23 protein-coding genes are annotated in these 24476 nt (G+C 53.2%); 13 read left to right on the top strand and 10 right to left on the bottom strand.

Going from position 1 to position 24476, the window contains the following annotated elements:
• Nucleotides 1-6 precede the first annotated feature (6 nt).
• From abgT to WBL83_RS01055, 3 genes are all read right to left on the bottom strand, one after another.
• On the bottom strand, nucleotides 7-1533 hold the full coding sequence (gene abgT / locus WBL83_RS01065) for a p-aminobenzoyl-glutamate transporter (protein WP_424587401.1): 1527 nt from the start codon (nucleotides 1531-1533) through the stop codon (nucleotides 7-9).
• Nucleotides 1534-1678: 145 nt separating this feature from the next.
• Nucleotides 1679-3124 carry a M20 family metallopeptidase gene (locus WBL83_RS01060; protein ID WP_424587400.1) on the bottom strand — a complete coding sequence of 482 codons (1446 nt, stop codon included), beginning with the start codon at nucleotides 3122-3124 and terminating at the stop codon, nucleotides 1679-1681.
• A complete protein-coding gene (locus WBL83_RS01055; RefSeq protein ID WP_424587399.1) occupies nucleotides 3124-4434 on the bottom strand; it encodes a M20 family metallo-hydrolase in 1311 nt (436 codons plus the stop codon). Before WBL83_RS01055 ends, WBL83_RS01060 begins: the two co-directional genes overlap by 1 nt.
• Before the next feature lie 194 nt (nucleotides 4435-4628).
• On the opposite strand from WBL83_RS01055, the gene WBL83_RS01050 reads away from it, so the two are divergent.
• Nucleotides 4629-5525: a LysR family transcriptional regulator gene (locus tag WBL83_RS01050; protein WP_424587398.1), complete on the top strand. Its 897-nt coding sequence runs from the start codon at nucleotides 4629-4631 to the stop codon at nucleotides 5523-5525.
• A gap of 67 nt (nucleotides 5526-5592) precedes the next feature.
• The gene (gene smrA / locus WBL83_RS01045) at nucleotides 5593-6156 is read left to right on the top strand and encodes a DNA endonuclease SmrA (RefSeq protein WP_424587397.1); all 564 of its coding nucleotides are present in this window, start codon (nucleotides 5593-5595) and stop codon (nucleotides 6154-6156) included.
• Nucleotides 6157-6215: 59 nt separating this feature from the next.
• Here smrA and WBL83_RS01040 read toward each other — a convergent pair whose 3' ends face one another.
• Nucleotides 6216-7022 carry an IclR family transcriptional regulator domain-containing protein gene (locus WBL83_RS01040; protein WP_424587396.1) on the bottom strand — a complete coding sequence of 269 codons (807 nt, stop codon included), beginning with the start codon at nucleotides 7020-7022 and terminating at the stop codon, nucleotides 6216-6218.
• Nucleotides 7023-7194: 172 nt separating this feature from the next.
• On the opposite strand from WBL83_RS01040, the gene WBL83_RS01035 reads away from it, so the two are divergent.
• From WBL83_RS01035 to pcaC, 6 genes are read left to right on the top strand one after another with little or no spacing between them, the layout of a single operon-like run.
• Nucleotides 7195-7878: a 3-oxoacid CoA-transferase subunit A gene (locus WBL83_RS01035; protein WP_424587395.1), complete on the top strand. Its 684-nt coding sequence runs from the start codon at nucleotides 7195-7197 to the stop codon at nucleotides 7876-7878.
• A 10-nt stretch (nucleotides 7879-7888) separates the two neighbouring features.
• Nucleotides 7889-8545 carry a 3-oxoacid CoA-transferase subunit B gene (locus WBL83_RS01030; protein WP_424587394.1) on the top strand — a complete coding sequence of 219 codons (657 nt, stop codon included), beginning with the start codon at nucleotides 7889-7891 and terminating at the stop codon, nucleotides 8543-8545.
• Nucleotides 8546-8554: 9 nt separating this feature from the next.
• Nucleotides 8555-9757 carry a 3-oxoadipyl-CoA thiolase gene (gene pcaF, locus WBL83_RS01025; RefSeq protein WP_424588010.1) on the top strand — a complete coding sequence of 401 codons (1203 nt, stop codon included), beginning with the start codon at nucleotides 8555-8557 and terminating at the stop codon, nucleotides 9755-9757.
• A 9-nt stretch (nucleotides 9758-9766) separates the two neighbouring features.
• On the top strand, nucleotides 9767-11122 hold the full coding sequence (locus WBL83_RS01020; RefSeq protein ID WP_424587393.1) for a 3-carboxy-cis,cis-muconate cycloisomerase: 1356 nt from the start codon (nucleotides 9767-9769) through the stop codon (nucleotides 11120-11122).
• Nucleotides 11119-11877 (top strand): 3-oxoadipate enol-lactonase, encoded by a 759-nt coding sequence (pcaD, locus tag WBL83_RS01015; protein ID WP_424587392.1) that lies wholly within the window; start codon nucleotides 11119-11121, stop codon nucleotides 11875-11877. The genes WBL83_RS01020 and pcaD overlap by 4 nt, the downstream gene beginning before the upstream one ends.
• 1 nt (nucleotide 11878) lies before the next feature.
• Nucleotides 11879-12265, top strand: coding sequence for a 4-carboxymuconolactone decarboxylase (gene pcaC, locus WBL83_RS01010; RefSeq protein ID WP_424587391.1), 387 nt, complete (start codon nucleotides 11879-11881; stop codon nucleotides 12263-12265).
• 303 nt (nucleotides 12266-12568) lie between these two features.
• Here the strand turns inward: pcaC and pcaQ are convergent, their stop codons facing one another.
• The 3 genes from pcaQ to pcaH form a co-directional block, all read right to left on the bottom strand.
• The gene (gene pcaQ / locus WBL83_RS01005) at nucleotides 12569-13492 is read right to left on the bottom strand and encodes a pca operon transcription factor PcaQ (protein ID WP_424587390.1); all 924 of its coding nucleotides are present in this window, start codon (nucleotides 13490-13492) and stop codon (nucleotides 12569-12571) included.
• 169 nt (nucleotides 13493-13661) lie between these two features.
• A complete protein-coding gene (gene pcaG, locus WBL83_RS01000) occupies nucleotides 13662-14282 on the bottom strand; it encodes a protocatechuate 3,4-dioxygenase subunit alpha (RefSeq protein ID WP_424587389.1) in 621 nt (206 codons plus the stop codon).
• Entirely contained in the window at nucleotides 14282-15019 is a 738-nt protein-coding gene (pcaH, locus tag WBL83_RS00995; RefSeq protein WP_424587388.1) for a protocatechuate 3,4-dioxygenase subunit beta, read from the bottom strand. The genes pcaG and pcaH overlap by 1 nt, the downstream gene beginning before the upstream one ends.
• 242 nt (nucleotides 15020-15261) lie before the next feature.
• On the opposite strand from pcaH, the gene hglS reads away from it, so the two are divergent.
• Nucleotides 15262-16605 carry a 2-oxoadipate dioxygenase/decarboxylase HglS gene (gene hglS / locus WBL83_RS00990; RefSeq protein WP_424587387.1) on the top strand — a complete coding sequence of 448 codons (1344 nt, stop codon included), beginning with the start codon at nucleotides 15262-15264 and terminating at the stop codon, nucleotides 16603-16605.
• 78 nt (nucleotides 16606-16683) lie between these two features.
• On the opposite strand, the gene WBL83_RS00985 is transcribed toward hglS, so the two are convergent.
• Nucleotides 16684-17544: a LysR substrate-binding domain-containing protein gene (locus WBL83_RS00985; protein WP_424587386.1), complete on the bottom strand. Its 861-nt coding sequence runs from the start codon at nucleotides 17542-17544 to the stop codon at nucleotides 16684-16686.
• A gap of 122 nt (nucleotides 17545-17666) precedes the next feature.
• Here WBL83_RS00985 and WBL83_RS00980 point away from each other — a divergent pair, with 122 nt between their 5' ends.
• From WBL83_RS00980 to WBL83_RS00970, 3 genes are all read left to right on the top strand, one after another.
• Nucleotides 17667-18836, top strand: coding sequence for a pyridoxal phosphate-dependent aminotransferase (locus WBL83_RS00980; protein WP_424587385.1), 1170 nt, complete (start codon nucleotides 17667-17669; stop codon nucleotides 18834-18836).
• A 12-nt stretch (nucleotides 18837-18848) separates the two neighbouring features.
• Nucleotides 18849-19625: an ABC transporter substrate-binding protein gene (locus WBL83_RS00975; RefSeq protein WP_424587384.1), complete on the top strand. Its 777-nt coding sequence runs from the start codon at nucleotides 18849-18851 to the stop codon at nucleotides 19623-19625.
• A 219-nt stretch (nucleotides 19626-19844) separates the two neighbouring features.
• The gene (locus WBL83_RS00970) at nucleotides 19845-21500 is read left to right on the top strand and encodes a glucan biosynthesis protein D (RefSeq protein ID WP_424587383.1); all 1656 of its coding nucleotides are present in this window, start codon (nucleotides 19845-19847) and stop codon (nucleotides 21498-21500) included.
• Between the two features lie 95 nt (nucleotides 21501-21595).
• Here WBL83_RS00970 and hpxO read toward each other — a convergent pair whose 3' ends face one another.
• Entirely contained in the window at nucleotides 21596-22753 is a 1158-nt protein-coding gene (gene hpxO / locus WBL83_RS00965; protein ID WP_424587382.1) for an FAD-dependent urate hydroxylase HpxO, read from the bottom strand.
• 197 nt (nucleotides 22754-22950) lie between these two features.
• On the opposite strand from hpxO, the gene rimL reads away from it, so the two are divergent.
• A complete protein-coding gene (rimL, locus tag WBL83_RS00960; RefSeq protein WP_424587381.1) occupies nucleotides 22951-23541 on the top strand; it encodes a 50S ribosomal protein L7/L12-serine acetyltransferase in 591 nt (196 codons plus the stop codon).
• On the opposite strand, the gene ydcK is transcribed toward rimL, so the two are convergent.
• Nucleotides 23538-24467 carry a YdcK family protein gene (ydcK, locus tag WBL83_RS00955; protein ID WP_424587380.1) on the bottom strand — a complete coding sequence of 310 codons (930 nt, stop codon included), beginning with the start codon at nucleotides 24465-24467 and terminating at the stop codon, nucleotides 23538-23540. The two genes, rimL and ydcK, sit on opposite strands and share 4 nt — an antisense overlap.
• Nucleotides 24468-24476: the final 9 nt, after the last annotated feature.

Below are 24476 nucleotides of genomic sequence, written 5' to 3'. Positions count from 1 at the left end.
CTCCGGTTAACTGAGGTGCGGGTAAACCCCCGGCCCAATAGGTAAGCCCACAAGATACCACGCCACCAGAAGCAGCAACCAGACACCCAAAAAGATGAGGGGGTAAGGTAATACTAAAGAGTAATAAGTCCCTAATTTGGCATCAGGTTTATAGCGTTGGAGAAAGCCCAGGAATAGGGGAATAAACGGCGAAACTGGAGCCAGTGGGATAACAGAAGAATCTGCCACCCGGAACAGGATCTGGGCGAACGCCGGATGAAAACCGAGCATCATAAACATTGGCACAAAAATGGGCGCCAGAATCGACCAGATTGCCGAGCCGCTGGCGATAAACATGCACAAAAACGAAGAGAGCAGCGCAAGGCCCAGAAACGCCGGAATACCGTTCAGCCCTGAGCCTTCCAGCACATCAGTCAGGCCGACCGCCATAAACTTGCCCATGTTGCTCCAGTTGAACATCGCAACAAATTGCGCCAGCGGGAACACCATCACGATAAAACCCGCCATCTCTTTCATTGGCTCAATCATTAACTGCGGCAAATCTGCCTGCTTGCGGATTTTTTTTGTGGCGATGCCGTACGCCAGCGAAACGATAAAGAAGAACAGGATAATCAGCGGCACAATTCCGCTAATAAATGGAGAAGGGATAATGGTGCCTTTCACCGGGTCACGCAGCAAACCGTTTTCCGGGACCAGCAGCAGGGCGATCACGGCAACAAACAGCAGTGCCACAAACCCTGTGACGCGCAAACCGAAGCGTTGAACATCATCTAATTGCTGAAGTTTTTCTTTGTTCTCGCCTTGCCACACACCCAGACGCGGTTCGACGATTTTGTCAGTTATCAGCCCGCCGACAATCGACAACACAATCACCGACGTCGCCATAAAATACCAGTTATCAATCACGCTAACGTGCATCAATGGGTCGATGGTGTGCGCCGCTTCCGTACTGATCCCCGACAGAAGCACATCTGTCGTGACAATCAATAAGTTCGCAGTAAAGCCACATCCCACACCCGCAATTGCCGCCAGCAATCCGGCTATCGGGTGGCGTCCAACCGCAAGAAAAATCAGTGCACCCATCGGCGGCATAATGACTAAAGCCGCATCGGACGAAATATGGCTGAAGAAGGCGATAAACAGCACCATGTAACTGGCATAACGCGCACTGACATGCGATGCCATTTTCACCATCAGGGCGGGTAACAGGCCAACGCGTTCTGCCAGACCTGCACCCAATACCAACGCCAGAATGGCGCCTAACGGCGCAAAACCGCTGAAGTTTTTGATGACATTGGGCAAAAACCAGTGAACGCCCTCGGCACTCAGCAGGTTTTTGACCTCTACCAGACTGCCGTCCGCAGGATTACGAACCGCTACATTGAATGCTGAAAGTACGGCGGTACTGACCGATAATATGACAATCAAATAGACGAATAGTAAAAAAGGATGGGGCACTTTATTGCCAATTTTTTCGACCAGGCCGTACAGCTTGCCGGAGCCGGTAGGGGTCGGAAGGGACGAAAGACTCATATGCGGGCCTCTATCGGTTGCGATGTTGTGTTCTTATGAATTTCGTAGGGTGGATAAGCAAAGCGTCATCCGCCAGTTCTGCCAGTTCTGGCGGATGACGCTGCGCTTATCCGCCCTACAAAAACCATTAATCTGTAATTAATTATTATTTTAAAGGTGACGGTGTCACGCCTGCTGGAATCGGACACTGATAAGGGCGTTCAGCAAGTTGTGCGTGCAACTCACTTTGGCAGGCTTCCAGTGTCTGTGGTTGAGTGAACAGTTGCAGCGCAGTGGCCGCCATCACTTTCCCCGCATGTAACATCCCTTTGTGCGCGATAGAGGTGCGCCCCTGGCTCACTAATTGCCAGGTATGCAACGGCGTTCCCACCGCGAAACAAGGGCTAAAACATTGTGCAACCGGCACTTTCCAACTGACATCCCCCACATCGGTAGAACCCGGGAGGATTTTGTCATTTGCGGCATACGGCGCAATTTCGTTGATCAGTAATGTTTCACGATGGCGACGCGCAAAGGCTTTTCCCTCTTCATTTGAGGTGTTAGCAATATTATTTAAGCTGTTTTGCAGGTCGTTTTCGGTCAAGGTGGCGCGGATCTTTTTGGCAAATGCGACTTCTTCTTCGTTCCACTCAGGCACGCCAAGCGCCCGTAAAGCCTGATACATCACGCTCTCTAACTGGCGATTGGGCAGGTAATTCGAGCAGGCTTTATCAAAACGTACCTGCACCGAAGTTTCGGTCATCATTGCCGCACCTTCAGCGATTTTGTTGATGCGCTCGTAAATATGCTGCGCCTGAGCCATTTCCGGGGCGCGAATCAAATACAGCACTTCGGCCTGCGCCTGCACCACGTTTGGCGAAATCCCGCCGGTGTTGGTAATGGCGTAATGCACGCGCGCTTTTTCAATAATGTGCTCATTGAGGAAGTTGCTGCCAGTGGTCATCAGGGTGACGGCATCCAGTGCACTGCGTCCCAGGTGTGGCGAGTTGGCCGCGTGTGCGGCAATTCCCTGGAAGCGATACGCTACCTGAATATTCGCCAGTGAACTGGTGCTGAACATGCCCGCATAAGCTTCCGGATGCCAGGTGACGGCGGCGTCGACATCATCAAACAGCCCCTCGCGCACCATAAAGGTCTTGCCTGAACCGCCTTCTTCACCCGGGCAGCCATAAAAACGCACCGTTCCGTTGCCACCATATTGCTCAAGCCACTGTTTCACAGCTACCGCTGCGGCAAATGCGGCGGTTCCCAGTAAGTTGTGGCCGCAGCCATGGCCGTTTGCCCCTTCATTAAGTGGATTGGGTGCGGCTTCACCTGCACACTGACTTAATCCGGCGAGGGCGTCATATTCCCCAAGCAGTGCGATAACCGGTTTACCGGAACCGAAACTGGCCACGAATGCGGTTTCGATATTCCCGGCGTTGCGTTCAACGCGAAAACCTTCTGCTTCAAGTGCGCTCGCCAGACGTTCAGCCGACCAGTGCTCTTCAAAACGGGTTTCCGGGTGATCCCAGATATCATCGGCAATCGCGATAAACCCGCCACGTTTGGCTTCGATAACATCATCGACAAATTGATAAATGGAGTTCATTACACACCTCGCTGCCACGGGAAATTAAGTGCGAGGCGTGCCAGGGTACAGACGGCAACTTCCATCACATTCTCATCAAAATCAAACTTTTCGTTATGATGCCCGGCGCTCAATGGTGTGCCGAAAACCATATACGATGCTTTCCCACCTTGCTCCTGCACACGCGCCATCATTAATGTCGCATCTTCAGAACCGGCAGCACCTTTCACGGTATCGACAACGTTTGTGACGCCATTCACGTCAACGGCCTGCTGGTGGATAAATGCCACCCATTCAGGTGAGGGCACGCTATTGGTAGCCGCGCCCATCAGACGAATATCTGCTTCGATGCCGTACATCAGCGCGGTGCCGCGAATGATTTCCTGAGCGCGTTCAAACACGTAGTCGTTAATGACATTGGTTTCCCCCCGGGTTTCTACTTTTAACAACGCGTTCGCAGGAACCACATTGCGCCCACTGCCAGCTTGCAACACGCCGACGTTAACTCGTGATGCCCCCGCGCTGTGCGGAGCAATACCGTGCAATGCCAGCGCGGTTTGTGCCGCGGCGAGCAGGGCGTTGCGGCCTTCTTCCGGTTTACCGCCCGCATGTGCCGCGACGCCGGTAAACTGCACATCAAATTTAGTGGTCGCCATAAAGTTATCGCTGCCACACACCACCGTGCCGTTCGGGACGCCCGTGCCAATGTGAATGGCGGTAAAATAGTCGATATTATCGAGCGCACCCGCGGCAACCATGGCTCGCGCCCCGCGTGTGCCTTCTTCAGCAGGCTGGAAAATAAGTTTGATGGTGCCGTTAAGCTGGTCGGCAAACTGTTGCAAAACGGTGGCGAGCCCGAGACCAATCGCGGTGTGTCCGTCATGCCCGCAAGCATGCATCATCCCGGCATTACACGAGGCAAAACCTTCAGCAAAGGGGCGATGGGCTGGTTGCAGCATTTCACCTAAATCCAGCGCATCCATATCCACGCGGAAAGCCAATACCGGGCCCGGGCGGCCAGTATCGAGAGTGGCAACAATGCCGGTGAATCCGCCCGAAAAATACGGTAGCCATTGTTTCAGCGCACCTTGTTCCAGGGCTCGTTGTTCTTCTCTGGCCAGCACTTCGGCTGACGGCAGACCCATCCGTGCCGCGTCATCTACCACTTCACGGCCCAGCGCCAACTGATAACCTAATTGATGTAACGTTTCTGCGACGTGAGTGGCGGTGCGAAACTCCAGCCAGCCGGACTCTGCAAAATGGTGGAAATCCCGCCGCCAGTGCTGCATGCGCGGTGCTAATTCATGTACTGCCAGTTCTAATTGGGACATAAACCTTCCTGTCATTCCGGCACACGGATGTATGCGTCTTTTATGTGATCAACTTCACGTGGTGATAGTTTTTACTTATCACTCAGCGAGTTTTGTAAGATTTCGCCGTCGTGGGGTTACCCTGGCACAAGAGTTTGAATTACAGTAGATGCCAAATTCTTTCGGATGATAGCTAATGGTTATCAGGAGGCGTTGTGACCTTCCAGGTTAAGCTCCATCAGATTCGTGCCTTCGTGGCGGTGACACAAAATGGCAGCATTCGCGCTGCCAGTCGGGCGTTAAATATGTCGCAGCCCGCACTGACCAAATCGATAAAAGAATTAGAAGAAGGGTTAACGGCGCGTCTGTTTATCCGGCGGAGTCAGGGCGTGGCCTTGACCGAATGCGGAGAGAGTTTCTATCAGCATGCGCAGCTTATTCTCGAAGAGTTACGCGCCGCACAAGAGGATATTTTACAAAGGCAGGGCCAACTGGCCGGGCAAATCAACATTGGTTTAGGCGCCAGTATTTCCCGCACCCTGATGCCGCCAGTGATTACCTCGTTTCACCAGAAACATCCGCAGGTCAAAGTGCGCATCATGGAAGGGCAACTGGTTTCGATGATCAATGCGTTGCGCCAGGGCGAGCTGGATTTCACCATTAACAGCTATTATCAGGGGCCGTACGACAACGAATTTACTTTTGAGCGATTACTCGAAAAACCATTTGCGGTTTTTGCCCGTGAAGGTCATCCGGGGATCAATGCCACGTCCTTAAAAGAGTTGCTGCAATACAACTGGACGATGCCGACGCCACGCGGAAGTTATTACAAACAACTGGAAGAGATGTTCCAGAAGCGGTCAGAAATCCCTACCATCAGCGTGGTGTGTGAAACTTTTTCAGCCTGTATTAGCCTGGTGGCACAAAGTGATTTCCTGAGTATTTTACCCGCGGAACTGGGTCATGATCCGCTACTAGCCCACAGCTTAAAGCAGATCCATGTGGTCGAAAAACTGCCGCAGGCAACCTATTATTTGATTCAGCGGCGTGATGCATCACCTGCACCGCTCACGGTTGCGCTAATCAATCAATTTCGTCGCCAGTGCCGTTAATCGGCCATTGAGCCACGGCACATCGGCGGCTATAGTGACTTCAGAATTAAGCCTGGAGGATATGCACATGACCCTTGATGAAAAATCGCTGTTTCTTGACGCCATGGAGGATGTCAAACCGCTGAAAGACTGTCACAGCAGTCAGTGGTTGAAACCGGTGAAAGAGAAGGTGGTGCAGAAACTCGATGCCGTTCAGCTTGATAACTTCCTGACCACCGATTTTCTGGAAATTATTCCGCTCAGCACGTTGCTTGAGTTTAAGCGCGAAGGGCTACAAACCGGTGTGCTGGATAAACTGCGCCACGGAAAATACAAACAGGAAGCCAGTCTTAACCTGATTCGTCAGCCGGTAGAACAGTGCCGCCAGCTGCTTTTTGCATACCTTCAGCAAGCGAAAAAAGAGGGGCTGCGTAATGTGCTGATCGTTCATGGCAAAGGTCGCGAAGATAAATCCCACGCCAATATCGTGCGTAGCTATGTTGCCCGGTGGCTGGCAGAGTTTGATGAAGTACAGGCTTTTTGCAGCGCCATGCCGCATCACGGCGGGAGCGGGGCGTGCTATGTGGCGCTCAAAAAATCCGACCAGGCGAAAGCCGAAAACTGGGAACGCCACGCCAAACGCAGCCGTTAAACCACCCGCAAAACGCACAGGTCGGATAAGCCCAGGCGCCATCCGACATTCCCCTCATCCTATTTCAACAACAACGATAACTCTTCAGCCGCCTCCTGCAACTTTGGCAACACGCGGCTGCGCAACTCTTGCGCTGACACCTGCCCGGCGTGAACGCCGACGTTCAATGCGGCAACCACCACCCCGTCTGGATTAGTGAGCGGCACGGCAATTGAACGCAACCCCATCTCAAGTTCCTGATCGTTAAGCGCATATCCCTGCTGGCGCACGCGTTTTAACTCCTCACGCAATTTACTCACCGAATCCACCGTCTGCGGCGTGTAGCGAATCATGGTAATGCGAGCCAGGAAATCATTGAGCTGTTCTTCCGGTAAATAACTCAACAGCACCCGCCCCATTGACGTCGACCAGGCGGGAAGGCGGCTGCCAATATCTAAATCGATGGTCATGATGCGCGAGCTGGAAGCACGGGCGATATACAGAATATCGTCGCCATCCAGGGTGGCTATCGAGCAGGACTCATTGAGCAATTCGCTTAAATGTTTCAGCACCGGCTGGGTGGATTTCGCCAGCGGCGTGGAGGCCAGGTACGCATGGCCGAGAGACAAAATTCGAGGTCGCAACTGGTAGTATTTGCCATCTTCCGCATAGACAAAACCCAGCTTCCCCAGGGTGTACAAACAACGGCGCACTGCCGCACGAGGTATCCCCGTTTTTTGGCTGATTTGAGAGATGGACAATTGCCGACGCTGCGGTGTGAACGCCTGAATCACCTCCAGCCCGCGAGCCAGAGACGCCATAAAATTGGGATCGCCTTTAAACGGATCGCCGTCACCTGCCGCCAGCTCATCACGTTGAATTTCCATTCACTTCTCCTGAAATGTTCGCCGTTGATCACACTTGTGAATACAAACATACATGATGTTCGATAATCGCACCATATTTCGATTATCGCCCTTGACCAGCTTCGTTAACGGGGTCACATTTTGTTCGAACAACGCAATCTTGTGCGAAATGCGCACACCAAGGAGAACCGTGATGATCAACAAAAGCGTGGCTTCGCCAGAACAGGCAGTCGCCGGAATATTCGACGGGGCAACCATCATGATTGGTGGCTTCGGCACCGCTGGCCAGCCAACTTATCTTATCGATGCGCTGATCGCGCAGGGCGCGAAAGAGCTGACCATTATCAATAACAACGCGGGTAACGGCGAAGTCGGGCTGGCGGCACTGTTGAAGGCCGGGCGGGTGCGCAAAATGGTCTGTTCATTCCCGCGTCAGGTGGATTCACAGATTTTTGATGACCTGTATCGCCGTGGCGAAGTGGAGCTGGAACTGGTGCCCCAGGGCAACCTCGCTGCGCGTATTCAGGCCGCGGGGTCTGGTTTGGGTGCCGTATTCACGCCAACCGGTTATGGAACGCCGCTCGCAGAAGGCAAAGAAACGCGTGAAATTGATGGCCGCCACTACGTGCTGGAATATCCATTGAAAGCCGATTTTGCGCTGATCAAAGCCTATGAGGGCGACCGTTGGGGCAATCTGGTTTATCGCAAAGCGGCTCGTAATTTTGGCCCGATTATGGCTACCGCCGCGACCGTCACCATTGCCGAAGTTAGCCGTGTGGTGCAACTGGGCGAGCTTGATCCGGAAAATATCATCACCCCAGGGATTTTTGTCCAGCGCCTGGTTGCCGTCGAAAACTCACTGGCGCAAAGCGCATAAGGAGCCACAGATGAAAAAATTAACCCGTGATGAAATGGCAAAACGTGTTGCGCGTGATATCCCCGAAGGCGCTTACGTTAACCTCGGCATTGGCTTGCCAACGCGCATTGCTAACTATCTTCCCGCCGATAAAGAGATCTTCTTACACAGCGAAAACGGTTTGCTCGGCATGGGGCCAAAACCGGCTGAAGGGGAAGAAGATCCCGAATTAATCAACGCCGGTAAAGAGCATGTCACATTGCTGACCGGCGGCTGCTTTTTCCACCATGGCGACTCCTTTGCCATGATGCGCGGCGGCCATCTCGATATCTGCGTGCTGGGGGCTTATCAGGTCTCGGCGAGCGGTGATTTAGCAAACTGGAGCACCGGTGCGCCGGATTCCATTCCCGCCGTTGGCGGGGCGATGGACTTAGCCATCGGCGCCCGTCAGGTGTTTGTCATGATGGATCACCTCACCCGTGACGGCGAATGCAAACTGGTGGAAAGCTGCTCGTATCCGCTTACCGGAATTGGCTGTGTGAGTCGCATTTATACCGACCTCGCGGTGATTGATATCACCGACAAAGGACCGGTGGTGCGCGAAATCTTTAACGGCCTGTCTTTTGAAGAATTACAACGCATCACACCGGTCAAACTTGGCTTCGAACAACTGGCAGAAAGCGCGTAAGGAACTATGATGAATCAAGCATTTATCTGTGATGGAGTGCGTACTCCTTTTGGCCGTTTTGCGGGCACTCTGTCGTCGGTTCGTAGCGATGATTTAGCCGCGCTGCCGTTGAAAGCATTAATGGAACGCCACCCGAATGTGGACTGGTCGGCCGTCGATGATGTGATTTACGGCTGTGCAAACCAGGCCGGTGAAGATAACCGCAACGTGGCGCGTATGGCGCTGTTACTGGCGGGAATGCCTGAAACCGTCCCCGGCACCACTATCAACCGTTTATGTGGTTCAAGCCTGGATGCATTAGGTGTGGCGGCAAGAGCCATTAAAAGCGGTGAAACCCAGTTGATGATCGCCGGCGGCGTGGAAAGTATGTCACGTGCACCGTTTGTCATGGGTAAAGCGGAAAGCGCCTTTAGCCGCGGTATGAAAATGGAAGACACCACCATCGGATGGCGTTTTATTAACCCGCTAATGAAAGCGCAATACGGTGTGGATGCGATGCCTGAAACGGCAGAAAACGTCGCCACTGACTTCAATATCAACCGTGAAGATCAGGATGCTTTCGCATTACGTAGCCAGCTTCGTACCGCGCGTGCTCAGGAAATGGGTATTTTTGACGATGAGCTGATCCCGGTTTCCATCGCCCAACGCAAAGGCGAAGCGCTGCTATTTCACCGCGACGAACATCCGCGTTCCACCTCGCTTGAGTCGCTGGCAAAACTAAAAGGGGTGGTTCGTGCTGACGGCACGGTCACCGCCGGTAACGCCTCGGGCGTCAACGATGGCGCTTGTGCGTTGCTGCTTGCGAGCGAACTGGCACTCAATACCCATGGCTTGCAGCCGTTGGCGCGGGTGGTCGGGGTGGCAACGGCGGGTGTCGCGCCGCGTATTATGGGCTTTGGCCCGGCGCCTGCGGTGCGCAAAGTGCTGGCACAAACCGGATTAACTCTCGCGCAGATGGATGTTATCGAATTAAATGAAGCTTTTGCTGCACAAGCACTGGCGGTGATGCGCGACCTGGGTCTGCCGGACGATGCAGAACATGTGAATCCGAACGGTGGGGCTATTGCGTTGGGGCATCCGTTGGGCGCTTCAGGCGGACGTCTGGCGATGACCGCCGCGTATCAACTTAAGCGTAGCGGCGGACGCTACGCGCTTTGTACGATGTGTATCGGTGTGGGTCAGGGGATTGCACTGATTATTGAACGCGTTTAAGGAGCAGGCATGACACTGTTTACCCCAATGTTACGGACATCACCGTTGACCGAAATCTTCAGCGATGAACGCACGTTACAAGGGATGCTGGATTTTGAAGCGGCGCTGGCGCGGGCGACAGCACTTTGTGGCGTGACTCCCGGCTCGGCGATTAAGATTATCTCCACGCAGTGTCAGGCCGATAAACTTGATATCCCGGCGTTAGCACAGGCGGCAGCGGGCGCGGGGAATCTGGCCATTCCTCTGGTCAAACAGCTGACGGCCAATGTCAAACAACAGGACGAACAGGCCGCGCGCTATGTTCACTGGGGCGCAACCAGCCAGGACGTGATTGATACCGGCCTGGTTTTACAATTGCGCCAGGCGCTCACAGCCAGTGACACGCTGCTTAAGCAGTTAATTTCTGCGTTAATCGAACAAATCCAACGTCATCAACACAGCGTGATGCCAGGCCGTACCTGGATGCAGCACGCGCTGCCGATTACCTTTGGCCTGAAACTAGCCGGCACTCTCGATGCACTTTTGCGCTGGCAACAACGCCTGCAAGAGATGAAACCGCGCGTGTTAGTGCTGCAATTTGGCGGTGCCGCGGGCACGCTGGCCTCGCTAAATGACACAGGCTCAGAGGTTGCCCAGGCGCTGGCAAACGAGCTGGGGCTGAGTCAGGCCGATACCCCATGGCACAGCCAGCGCGACAGGTTGCTGGAAGTTGCCAGCTGGTTTGCGGGCGTGAGCGCAACGCTGGGCAAATTCGCAAATGATTTTTCATTATTAATGCAGACCGAAGTGGCGGAAGTGGGTGAGCCGATAGCCGAAGGGCGCGGCGGTTCATCGACCATGCCGCATAAACGTAATCCGGTGAGTTGTGCGGCAATCCTGACTGCCACCACCCGGATCCCGGGTCTAATGGCGACGATGTATGCCAGTCAGAATCAGCAACACGAAAGAGCACTCGGGGGCTGGCAAGCGGAATGGGAAACCCTTCCTCAGTTAATTTTGCTGGCTGGTGGCGTGATGCAAACGACGCTGGAATTACTCTGCGGGATGCAGGTTCACACCGATAAAATGCGTGGAAATCTGGATATCACCCACGGCCTGATTATGGCGGAATCCGTCACACTTGCGCTTGCGAAATCACTTGGTAAACAGGCGGCGCATCATCTTGTCGAACAGCTTTGCCACCGTGCGCTGGATGAAAACCAGCCGCTTGCGGCACTGCTCGCACAACATCCGCAAGTCACGCCGCATCTTTCTGCGACACAAATTGCACATCTGCTCGACCCGCAACAGGCGCTTGGCAGCAACGACACCTTTATCAACCAGGTGTTGACGCGGGCGGCACAACAAAACAGGGAATCTACATGAGCCATTATTATCAGCTGGAAGGGCCGGGCGGCGCGCCGGTCGTGGTGTTATCAAATTCACTGGGCACCACCTTTGAGATGTGGCAGCCACAAATGGCGGCACTTCTGCAGAACTTTCGCGTGCTGCGTTATGACACCCACGGGCACGGGCGAACGCACAAAAATGAGAAAACTACGCTGCCGCAACTGGCGGAAGATGTTCTTAGCGTGATGGACGACGCAGGCGTGCAGCAGGCGCACTTCTGCGGAATTTCGATGGGTGGTCTTACCGGATTATGGCTGGCACGTTTTGCACCGGAGCGTTTTCTTTCCGTAACGGTTGCCAATAGCGCGGCAAAAATCGGCGAGCAGAGCGGCTGGCTGGAACGCGCGCGTACTGTGCGCCATGAAGGGATGTCGGCGATTGCTAAAAGTGCGCCATCACGTTGGTTTACTGACAGTTTTGTGAAACACCATTCTGCGAAAGTCGAGTCGTTGTGCAACACCCTGGCGCAAATTAATCCTGAGGGTTATGCCTCCTGTTGCGAAGCCTTAGCCGCCGCGGATCTGCGTGGCGAAATTGACGCTATTGCTGTGCCGATGCTGTTTATTGCAGGCGTCGACGACCCGGTTTGCACCGTGGCAGACAGCGAATTTATGCAGCAGCAGGTGAAGGGTTCGCATCTGGTGACGTTGCAAGCTTCGCACCTCTCAAGCATTGAAGACGCCGACGCGTTTAACACCGCATTGCTCAACTTTATTCAACAGGATGACTGATATGCAGGATGAAGAACACTACCAACAAGGGATGGAGGTGCGCCGCGCGGTGCTGGGTGATAAGCACGTCGACCGCACTTTGTCGCAGCTCACGCCGCTGAACGAAGAGTTTCAGAACTTCATCACGCGATATGCCTGGGGTGATATCTGGACGCGCCCGGGCCTTGAGCGCCATACCCGCAGCATGATAACCATTGCGATGTTGATTGCGCTAAACCGTGAAGCGGAGCTGAAAATGCACCTGCGTGCGGCGTTTAATAACGGCGTGACGCGCGATGAGTTAAAAGAGTTGATTATGCATTCGGCGCTGTATTGCGGATTGCCTGCAGCCAACGCCACCATGCACCTGGCACAACAGGTGTTTGATGAGATTGATGCTGCCGGTTAATGAATGTCGGATGACGCTAACGCTTATCCGACCTACGAGAGCCGTTGCAGGTCGGGCAAGGCAACGAAAGCCGTTGTAAGTCGGGCAAGGCAAAGAAAGCCGTTTGTAGGTCGGGCAAGGCAACGAGAGCCGTTGCAGGCCGGACAAGGCAACGAGAGCCGATGCAGGTCGGGCAAGGCAACGAGAGCCGCTGTAGGTCGGGCAAGGCAACGAAAGCCGTTGCAGGTTGGGCAACGCAACGAAAGCCGTTGCAGGTCGGGCAAGGCAACGCCGCCCCCGACATAAAATTGCCTCATCCGACACTTAACCGGGAATCGACTTACGAATCGAGGCCAACAAGATTTGCGCGGCAGGCGATAGCGGGGTATCCACCCGGGTTAAAACGCCGATTGGCTCGCCGGCACCCTGAGTGGCGACCGGCAACGAGGTCAACGTTCCCTGACGTAAATCCTCTTTCACCGCCCCCGATGGCACAAACCACACGTAGTTAAAATCCACGGTCAGCTGGCGGGAAAGCGAAGCGGAAAGCGTTTCGACGCAGGTGGCTGACATTTTACAGCCCTGGCTGGAAAGCAGGGATTCGGCATTTTGACGCGGGATCGTGCCTTTCGGCGAAACCACCACCGGCCATTCCATCACTTTACTCAGCGTAATGTTTTCGTGCAGCAGCGGGTGGCCTGGACGCACCACCAGTTTTAACGATTCGAGGAATAACAGCTCGTAATTCAGCCCGGTCATCAATTCCGGGTCGGACATTCTGCCAATGCCTAAATCCAGCTCGCCAGATTTTAATCCCGACAGCAACATGGTGTTATTCATGGTGGCAACTTGCAGCGTCACATCGCTTTGTTGTTTGTGAAACTGGCCGATAACTTTTGGCAAAATACCCAGCGCGGCAGTGGGCAGCGCACCGACGCGGATCACCGCAGTGCTTTGACCCTCTTTCTGATTGAGCGATTGCCCGGCGTGATTCAACGCATCCAGCACCTTAACGGCGTGGGTGAGGAACTGCTCGCCCATTAGCGTCATCTGCGCACCCAGACGCCCGCGCTCAAACAAACGCGTGCCGGTTAACTGCTCAAGTTCATTAAGCGTCTTCGATAATGCCGGTTGGCTAAGATTAAGTGTTTCAGCCGCGCGCCCCAGCGTTCCCTGTTGAGCGACAGCCACGAAAGTATGAAGATGGCGCAACCGAATGCGCTGACTGAACAAACCGTTTTTTTCCATAACCTGATGTTAAAAACAGACCCGTAGCGCTGACAAGATAAGTTGTTTAATTTTGATAACTTGCTAGCAAAATTTCATTAACAATTGATTTGTTTTTATAACAAAGGGTGAGGGTAATGAAGCGTAGGGTGGATAAGCGCAAGCGTCATCCACCATTTTTCATCTGAATCTATACGTCAAAAAACACCGTCTCCTTCTCCCCCTGTAGATACACATCAAACGTATACACTACCTCATCGCCACGCTTTTCACGCTTGCCAATCAAGGTGTTACGTCGCACTTCCCATTCAATTAAATTCAGCACCGGATCAGTTTCATTCGCGGTCTGTTCGTCTGAAAAATACATCCGCGTATTCAGGCCGATATTAATTCCGCGTGCCACAATCCACAGATTCAGGTGCGGTGCCATCATGCGTCCATCACGGCCAATAACTGCACCTGGCTTGATGGTGTCAAAACGCCAGACGCCGCTGTCGAAATCCGAACAGGTGCGACCCCAGCCACGAAAATCTTCATCTAAGGATTTATCGGTTTGATTGTCTGCCGGATGGTTGTAACGCCCGGCGGCATTGGCTTGCCACACTTCCAGCAGAACATCACGCACTGGCGTACCGGAGCCGTCGAACACCCGGCCTTCGACGATAATCCGCTCGCCCTGGGTATGAGAGTTCGTCAGCACATGGCTAAAATTCTTCTCAAAAATGTTAAATCCCGCGGCCTGCGGAGCCAGGCCAATATGGACGTAAGGGCCCGCTGTTTGCGAGGCGGTTTCCGCTAAATAATCTTTCATCAAACGGCTCCTTGAGTGCGGTTTTCAAACAACGTGGCGCGCTGGCCGCGTAACACCAAATCAAACCGGTAAGCCAGACAGTCGAGCGGGACGGCCGCATGGGTATCCAGTTCGGCAATCAGCGTGCGGATGGCGTCATCGTTATTAATGGTCTTCACAATCGGGCACTGCTTGATCAGCGGATCGCCTTCAAAATACATCTGCGTGATCAGGCGCTGGGCAAAGGATTCACCGGAAAGTGAAAAGTGAATATGGGAAGGGCGCCAGTCGCTGGCCTGGTTGCGCCATGGATACGGGCCTGGCTTGATGGTGCGGAAAAAGTAATAGCCATTTTCGTCCGTCAGCACACGTCCGCAGCCGCCAAAGTTCGGGTCAATTGGCGCAAGATATTTGTCTTTTTTATGGCGGTAACGCCCGCCAGCATTGGCCTGCCACACTTCCACCAGCGTGTTTTTCATCGGCCGACCAAAACCGTCGCGCACATAACCGTGCACAATAATACGCTCGCCAATCGGCAAACCGTCTTTGGCGTAATTCATGATCAAATCGTTATCAAGCGGGTCGAGATCTTTTGCGCCAAATATCGGGCCGGTAATTTCAGACAGCGAGTTTTGCAGCGAAATAAGCGCATTTCGCGGTGAGCGCAGCACACTCGTTTTATACCCCGGCGCGAAAGCCGGTGGGTGAGAGTCATAGTCACGATGAACCAGCTCACAGGGTTTCCAGATTTCGGACATAAGATGCTCCAGGTACGGGGTGATGTTTTATTATTTGAATATCCGCACACAGTCTCAGTTAATAACTTGTTAAATTAAAGTGAATTTAAGCGTGGTGTTTCATAGCCATTGGTTATGCAATAAGCGGTTAGCATTACTTCTAATGCAGGGCTGTATAGTCGATCACAAAACGAAAATTCTTCGCCCTAAACCTCTGCACAACATTCTACGCTTTCAGCAATATTCACTGGAGATACGACATCATGGCGAACAACATCACGGCTGATGATATTCGGGAAAAATTTTCGCACGCTATGTCGGCGATGTACCAGCAAGAGGTGCCTCAGTACGGAACCTTGTTAGAGTTAGTCGCAGACGTGAATCTGGCGGTGCTGGAAAACTGCCCCGATCTGCAACAGCAACTAGAAAATGCAGATGAACTGGCACGTCTGAATGTGGAGCGTCATGGCGCGATCCGCGTGGGTAAGGCAGAAGAACTGGCGACTTTACGCCGCGTTTTTGCCGTGATGGGGATGTATCCTGTCGGCTATTACGATCTTTCCCAGGCAGGCGTTCCGGTGCATTCCACGGCGTTTCGTCCGATTGACGATGCCGCGCTGGCACGTAACCCGTTTCGCATTTTCACCTCTTTATTACGGCTGGAATTGATTGACGACCTGGCGTTGCGAAATACAGCGGCGGCCATCCTCGCAGAACGCAACATTTTCACCCCGCGTTGCCTGGCATTACTCGATATTTACGACCAGCAGGGGGCGTTTAGCGAAGCTCAGGCCGATGAGTTTGTCGGGCAGGCGCTGGAAACTTTCCGCTGGCACAGCCACGCCACGGTAGACGCCCAGACCTACCAGGCGTTTCATCAGCAACATCGCCTGATTGCCGATGTGGTCTGCTTCCGCGGTTGTCACATTAATCACCTGACACCGCGCACGCTGGATATCGACCGTGTTCAAGCTTTGATGCCGGAATACGGCATTGCGCCGAAAGCGATTATCGAAGGCCCACCGCGCCGCATGTTCCCCATATTGCTGCGCCAGACCAGCTTTAAAGCTCTGGAAGAGCCGATTATTTTTGCCGGTGTGCATCATGGCACTCATACCGCGCGCTTTGGGGAAATCGAACAGCGCGGCGTGGCGCTGACCCCGAAAGGGCGTGCGTTATATGACGAATTGCTAAATGAAGCAGGTAACGGGCAGGATAACTTTAGCCATCAGCAGCATTTGCAGGAGGTCTTCTCCCGTCTGCCAGACAGCGACACGCTGATGCGCTGCCAGGATTTAGCCTATTTCCGCTATCGTTTAACACCGGTGGGTGAAACGCACCGCCATTCGATTAAACCAGGCGATGATCCTCAGCCATTAATTGAACGTGGCTGGCTGGTGGCGCAGCCGATTATTTACGAAGATTTTCTGCCGGTCAGTGCGGCGGGGATTTTCCAGTCGAATCTGGGGGGGGAAGGCGGGCAACGCAGTCACGGCCACTCCAGCCGTGCGGCGTTTGAACAGGCGCTCGGTGCACCGGTTGCCGATGAATTTGAGTTGTATCAGCAGGCGTCCGATCGCAGTAAAAAACGTTGCGGATTGTTGTAAATCGCAGCTTAACCCTGGCTGAGAGAAATGTCGGATGTCGCGTACGCTCATCCGACATCCGCTTTCAGCGACCATCAACTAGTCACTTAACGTCAGCAAACTCTTTTTAAATGCTTCCAGTTCACTGCTGTTTTCACTGCCCGGGCGCAGGGACAAACGGTAACACGCACCGGTTTTCACCTGGCTTGCGAACGGCTGCACCAGTCTGCCGCGCCGCAAATCTTCAGCTACAAGCGTGGCATCGGCAATCGCCATCCCAAATCCCTGAATCGCCGCGCTGATGGCTAAGTCCATCGTGTCGAAGTGTTGATTTTTATGCATAACAGGGGCGAGGTCGGTGTTTTTCGCCAGCCACAGTGACCAGTCGGTACGATCGCGTGTCGGATGCAGGAAGGTGTAGCGGCTTAAAACATCGGCGGTGAGCGGTTCATCGGGCAGCAAATGCTGGCTTATCACCGGCGTGAGTTGCTCTTCAAACAGCAACGTGCCGCTATTGTCTGGCTGGCCGAAAACGATCGCCGCATCGTATGACTCGTTTTTGAAATTGACGCCATGTTCAACGGTGGTGGTTAACGCCACCTGAATGTCAGGGGCGGCGCTCTCGAGTTGCACAAGCTTAGGCACCAGCCAGCGCATCGCACAGGTCGGGGCTTTGAGGCGAATAACCGTGGATTTATGGCAGGCATTGTTTGCCACACTCAGAAGATGCTCAAAAGCATGCTGCATCTCCGGCAGCAGGGCGTTTCCCTGGGGAGTTAAATGTAATCCACGGGCATGACGGTCAAACAGCGAATAGCCGAGCCACTGCTCAAGAGTGGAGATTTTGCGGCTCACCGCTCCCTGGGTCAGACAAAGCTCTTTTGCGGCACGCGTCAGATTCAAATGTTTTGCTGTGACAAGGAAAGCATCAACTGTGTTCAGGGGGAAATTGCGCCGCATAGGTGATTGATCTCCATTGAGCTATGAATTTTTTGCATGGCTATTATGACAACAATTCGGTTGTGGTAGCAACCCGTTACAGTTTGAATAGTTATGCAAATATTGCCTTAAGAGGAGTGGCCATGACTATGCAAACCCCGGTGCAACTTCGTTCAAAATTACCGGATGTTGGAACCACCATTTTTACCGTTATCGGCCAGCTGTCGGCGCAACATAACGCCATCAACCTTTCACAGGGTGCACCTAATTTTTCGCCTGACCCACAACTGATTGCTGGCGTCACCAAAGCGATGCAGGAAAATCATAACCAATACGCACCGATGACCGGTTACATGCCGTTAAAAACCTTGATCGCGGAAAAAGTGGCCACGCTTTACGGTTCACATTATGACGTTGACGATGAGATTTTAGTCACCGCCAGCGCCAGTGAAGGGCTTTATTCCGCCATCAGCGGGTTAGTGCATCCGGGCGATGAAGTGATTTACTTCGAACCCTCTTTTGATAGCTACGCCCCGATTGTGCGCCTGCAGGGTGCAACTCCGGTGGCGCTGAAACTGGCGCTGCCAGATTTCACCGTTAACTGGGACGAAGTGCGTGCTGCGATTACCCCGCGTACGCGCATGATCATCGTTAACACCCCGCACAACCCCAGCGGCCAGGTGTTTCGCGCCCACGATCTCGAGATGCTGGCTGAACTGACGCGCAACACCGACATCATTATTCTCTCCGATGAAGTCTACGAACATATCGTGTTTGATGGTGAACGCCATCACGGCATGGCAACGCATCCGGCACTGGCCGAGCGCAGCGTTATCGTCTCCTCATTTGGCAAAACCTTCCATGTGACCGGCTGGCGCGTGGGCTATTGTCTGGCACCCGCTGAGCTGATGTCGGAAATCTGCAAAGTGCATCAGTTCCTGATGTTCTCCGCCGATACGCCCATGCAGTATGCGTTTGCTGAATATATGACGAACCCGGATACCTATTTGTCGCTGGCGGCGTTTTATCAGCGTAAACGCGATTTGATGCAGTCACTATTGGCGGACTCGCCATTCAAGCTGCTACCAAGCGCGGGGTCGTTCTTCCTGCTAGCGAAGTTCGATCATTTCAGCGATGAATCCGACAGTGAAATGATGAAGCGATTAATTACTCAATACGGCGTGGCGACGATCCCGCTCTCCGCGTTTTATACCGATGGGACAGACAACAAGTTGATTCGTTTGTCATTTGCTAAAGATGAAGCTACGTTACGTGCGGGTGCGCAGGCACTTTGCCAGGTTAAGCCACGCTGATACGAGGTCATAATGAAAAAAGTTTATGCGTTAAGTTTGTTGGTTGGGATGTGCGCTTCGTTCTCTGTCTTTGCGGCAAGCGAAATGCGTTATGGCGTAGAAGCCGAATACCCGCCGTTTGAAAGCCGTAACTCGTCGGGCGAACTGGAAGGGTTTGATATCGATTTGGGCAACGCGATTTGTCAAGCGGCGAGCCTGAAATGCACGTGGGTGGAAACCTCATTTGATGCGTTAATCCCGGGGCTGGTGGCGAAGAAATTCGATGCGATTAACTCGGCGATGAACATCACCGAACAGCGTCGTAAAAGTATTGATTTTACGCAGCCAATCTACCGTATTCCTTCGCAGTTGGTGGGTAAGCTTGGCAGTGGCATGGAAGCGACCCCAGAAGGGCTGAAGGGTAAAACCATCGGTGTTCTGCAAGGCTCCATTCAGGAAACTTATGCGAAAGAACACTGGGAAAAACATGGCGTCACCGTGGTTTCTTATAAAGACCAGAATATGGCGTGGGGCGATCTGCTCAATGGCCGAATCGATGCGTCACTGGTGATGTCAGCCGCGGGCCAGGCGGGCTTCCTCAGCAAGCCGCAGGGCAAAGGTTTTGGCTTTATTGGAAAACCGGTGAGCGACGATACGATTCTGGGTAGCGGTATCGGCTACGGTCTGCGTAAGGGCGACGAAGCCACCAAAAAACAACTTGATGCAGCAATCGATAAAGTGCGTGCCGACGGCACGATTACTACGCTTGCGAAGAAATATTTCCCCGGTATTGATGTAGCCGTCAAATAGATAGTGACAAGGCCGTTCGTAAATCGGGTGAGCGCAACGCCACCCGACAATTCGGTGGATGGCGCATACGCTTATCCACCCTTCAAACTCCCCCTACAAATATTGCGTAAAGGTCTGTGTCTCTGATTGGTTTTTCAGTGGTTTTTGTCTAGAGTGTGCGGTCTGATCCCGGTGGGACGAAACACATCGACATCGACAAAGAAGGACTATTTTTCAGGCATGAACCGCAGACGTTTTATTAAAGCCTCCATGGCTCTCGCCGCAGTCAGCGGCACAACTTCACTTGCGACGCTTTTCTCACGCGCAGCTTACGCCTCAGAGTCCGAAATTGCCGATGGTCGCACCACCTCGTTCGATTTCTCTGTGCTCCAGTCAATGGCCCACGACCTGTCGAAGAAACCCTGGGTTGGAAAACCGCGTCCGTTGCCTGACACTCTGGCAAATTTAACGCCTCAGGCTTACAACGCCATTCAATATGATGCTGACCACTCGCTGTGGAACAACATTGAAAACCGCCAGCTGGATGTGCAATTTTTCCACGTGGGGATGGGGTTCCGTCGCCGTGTGCGCATGTTCTCTGTTGATGCCACGTCCCATCAGGCGCGTGAAATTCACTTCCGCCCGGAGTTGTTTAATTACAACGATGCGGGTGTTGATACCAAACAACTCGAAGGCCAGATTGACCTTGGCTTTGCCGGTTTTAAAGCCTTTAAAGCGCCTGAACTGGCACGCCGCGATGTGGTTTCGTTCCTCGGCGCGAGCTATTTCCGCGCCGTAGATAGCACCTATCAGTACGGCTTGTCGGCGCGTGGTCTGGCGGTCAATACCTATACCGATCAACTGGAAGAGTTCCCGGACTTTACGTCGTTCTGGTTTGAAACGGCGAAAGCAGGTGACACCAAATTTGTGGTCTACGCCTTGCTGGATAGCGCCAGCGTCACCGGGGCATACAAATTTACTATCAGTTGTGAAGCCGAACGTGTGGTGATGGATGTCGATAATCACCTTTATGCGCGTGAAGATATTAAACAACTGGGCATCGCGCCGATGACCAGTATGTTTGCCTGTGGCACCAACGAACGGCGTATGTGCGACACCATTCACCCGCAAATCCACGACTCCGATCGCCTGGCGATGTGGCGTGGCAACGGTGAGTGGGTGACGCGCCCACTGAATAACCCGCAGAAATTGCAGTACAACGCCTATTCCGACAACAACCCGAAAGGCTTTGGTTTGCTGCAATTAGACCATGAGTTCGCCAACTACCAGGACATCATGGGCTGGTACAACAAACGTCCAAGCCTGTGGGTTGAGCCGCTGAACAAGTGGGGCAAGGGCACCATCGGCCTGATGGAAATCCCAACTACCGGTGAAACGCTGGATAACATCGTCTGCTTCTGGCAGCCGGATAAATCCGTGAAAGCGGGTGATGAACTGGAGTTTAAATACCGTCTCTACTGGAGTGGTTTGCCGCCGATCCAGTCACCGCTGGCCCGCGTTTACGCGACCCGCACCGGTATGGGCAGCTTCCCGGAAGGTTGGGCGCCAGGCGAACACTTCCCGGATAAGTGGTCACGTCGTTTCGCGATTGATTTCATCGGCGGAGATTTGAAGGCCGCGGCACCGAAAGGCATTGAGCCGGTTATCACGCTGTCGAACGGTGAAGCAAGGCAGATTGAAATTCTCTATGTCGAGCCATTTAACGGCTACCGTATTCTGTTTGACTGGTACCCCACTGACGATTCGACCGACCCGGTCGATATGCGTATGTTCCTGCGCTGCCAGGGCGATGCCATCAGTGAAACCTGGTTGTATCACTACTTCCCGCCAGCGCCCGATAAACGAAAATACGTTGATGACCGCATCATGAAATAAGCATCAAGCCCCGCATTCGCGGGGCTTGTTACGTGGTGGATAAGCGCAAGCGTCATCCGACACCAAACATCACCAAACATCACCAAACCCAAAATCTACTCCAGCGGCCCACCGAGAATGGTTTCTCGCATCCCCGAAAGCACACGCTCGCCGGTTTCGCTCTTCAATTCTTCATACCAACTATGTGTCACATCCATATCTTTGCCATGCGTCACATCGCAGCGTTTACGCGCTTTCAGCACCAAATCTTTCACACGATAAGCACGTTTTTCCTGATAACGCAGAAGCGCATCTTCAATGCCTAAAGAGTTGGTTTGCAACGCGACCGCCAGTACCACGGCGTCTTCCATTGCCGCACAACCCCCCTGGCCAATATCCGGCGTCGTACTGTGACCTGAGTCGCCAAGTAGTGCAACACGCCCACGCACCAGTTGCATAAATGGCTCGATATCATGAATTTCTATGCGGTTGGTGGTGGCAGGGTTAATAGCAGAAATCAGTTTCTGAACCGCAGGCGCCCAACCGGCAAAATAGCGCGTTAAATCCGCTTTCACTGTACTGCGATCTTCCGGCAGCCCTTGTTCTAACGGCACATCAAAGAAGAAATAGAAACGATTGCCAGCAACCGGCATTAAAGAAACACGTTTGCCTTCGCCAACAAACGTCGTCCACTGATTGGCGGGAGCAATAGATTGGTCAATGTCCACCAGACCGTTCCAGTTTACATAACCGGCATAACGGCGCTCAGTCTGATGGCCAAGTACATACGGGCGAATCACTGAATGGGTGCCATCAGCGGCAATTAAGACATCGCCAACCGCCACATGCCCGTCTTCAAAAATGGCGCGAACACCGCCATCAAACTCTTCAACCCTCGCCACTCGCTTGCCAAACTGAATATCCCCACGGCCCCAGGTATCGATCAGCATGTCCTGCAGTTCGGCGCGTGCCACAGGATAGGGGCGTTCGCCCACGCTTTGGATTAAAGGATCGAGACTAAAACGGGTCAGGGTCTGGCCGTGGACAAACTCTTTGTAGGCCATAAATTCCATCGGCCCGCCGAGTTGCTGGAGCTGCTCTTTCATCCCGAGCCAGTTCAGGCATTTCACGCCATTTGGCCAAATAGAAATCGCCGCACCGACAGGTTTGATCTCTTTTACCGCTTCATAGACTTCCGTTGCTATGCCACATCTTTTCAGGGCAATTGCCGCCGAAAGCCCACCTATGCCGCCGCCGATTATGATCGCTTTCATCTGAGTCTCCTTTGGGTTACAAAGATGTTAAGCAATATCTATACCAGCGTGGCGAACCGTTCAAAAAGCGGCGGTCCGTGGCGCGGTGCATAATCATTGTGCAATGGTGGGGAGCATCAGTGGTGCAATGGTTTTTTCTGCACCATTATTAGCCACAGAACTTAATTTCCCACGCATAACAAATGAGGAGAGGCGGAGTGCGGAGCCCCGATAACTGGCAAGACGACCTGATAACCATTGATGACAGCATCACGCTGCATTCTATTCACGAACGTTATGTGGATGAGATTTTTGCCCTGGTGCAGAAGAATAAAGCCTGGCTACAGACGGCGATGGACTGGCCACAATATGTCTTATCGGTTGAAGACTCGCGCAAAATGGCGCAGGGCAATTACCTGTTGCATCACCGCGGCTACGCAAAAATGTTCCTTATCTTCCAGCAGCAGAAAATGGTTGGCGTGGTTTCGTTTAACCAGATTGAACCGACCAATAAAACCGCTTACATCGGCTACTGGCTGGATAAAGACGCTTTGGGGCAGGGGATTATTTCCCGCGCAGTTGAGGCGGTGGTGGAGAAATATGCCCGCGAAGGCGTGGTGCGTCGCTTTGTGATTAAGTGCATCGTCAGCAATGTGGCCAGTAATCAGGTCGCATTACGCAATGGTTTTAGCCTTGAAGGCCGCCTGAAACAGGCCGAGTTTCTCAACGGCGAGTTTCATGATCAGAATATTTATGGGCGGATTGTGGAATTTGTGAAGCAGGGCGATTCACCCAGACTCCTTTCTTAAAACAAACCATAAAACGGCGAGCGCGTGATACGTTGTTCGCCGCTGATATCTTTAATCCCGCGAATATGAATCAACTCGCCGTCCAGACCGTCAACCGCCGCTTTATCGTAAATCTGCACATTATCCTCGATAAGTACATTGCCGGTGATGCGAGCCTGTCCAAAGATTTGTACCTGATTATCAAGCTGAATTGGCCCGCCGATAAGCGTGGCGTCATCAAAGATATTCACCTGGTGCTTTAAGACGCAATCGCCTTCAATTAGCGCGTTGCCATAAACTTGCGAGGAGTAGCGAATGGTCGGGATTTGGTCGTCGCCGCGTCCGGCAATGATGCGTGCATTGTCAAAAACGCGGGCGCAGTCGCACACCCAGATATTGTTCTCGTCATTACCTTGCAAAATGGCCTGACCAAAGACCTCAGCGCGGTGCTCGATAAAGGCATTGTTGACGATGGCGTTGCCAAAAATTTGCGCCTGATGAATAACTCGGGAAGCGTTAACCGTGGCATTGCCATAGATTTGCAGTAACTGGTCTTTGTCCGCAGTCAGCCCACGCACGGCAATCACCTGGCTGCCGTTCACAATGCGAGCGGCATCGAAAATACGGCACTCGCCGCTGATCAGGGAATGCTCGACAAAACTTTTATCGCTAATGTGTGCCTGGTGGCAAAGGGTGGAACTGCCGTGAACTTGCGCATCACCGGAGACGGTTGACCCGCCATACACCACGCTTTCGTTGCCATAAATCCAGCAATGGCCCAGCTGGCTAAGATTGTCTTCGGTTTCAATCCAGCCGCCGAGCTGCCCGGTTTTCACATCGCTGAAGTCGTAAAGGGCGACCACCTGCCAGAGTTTGACCTGCTGCTTTTTGCCATCCACCAGATAGTCATGCAGCTTCGCATCACCCGTAAGCTGATACTTATTCATCCGATTCGC

This window comes from Buttiauxella sp. (assembly GCF_049686335.1).
In the GTDB taxonomy this organism is placed as follows: Bacteria; Pseudomonadota; Gammaproteobacteria; order Enterobacterales; family Enterobacteriaceae; genus Buttiauxella.
This window is presented reverse-complemented; position numbering and strand designations above follow the sequence as displayed.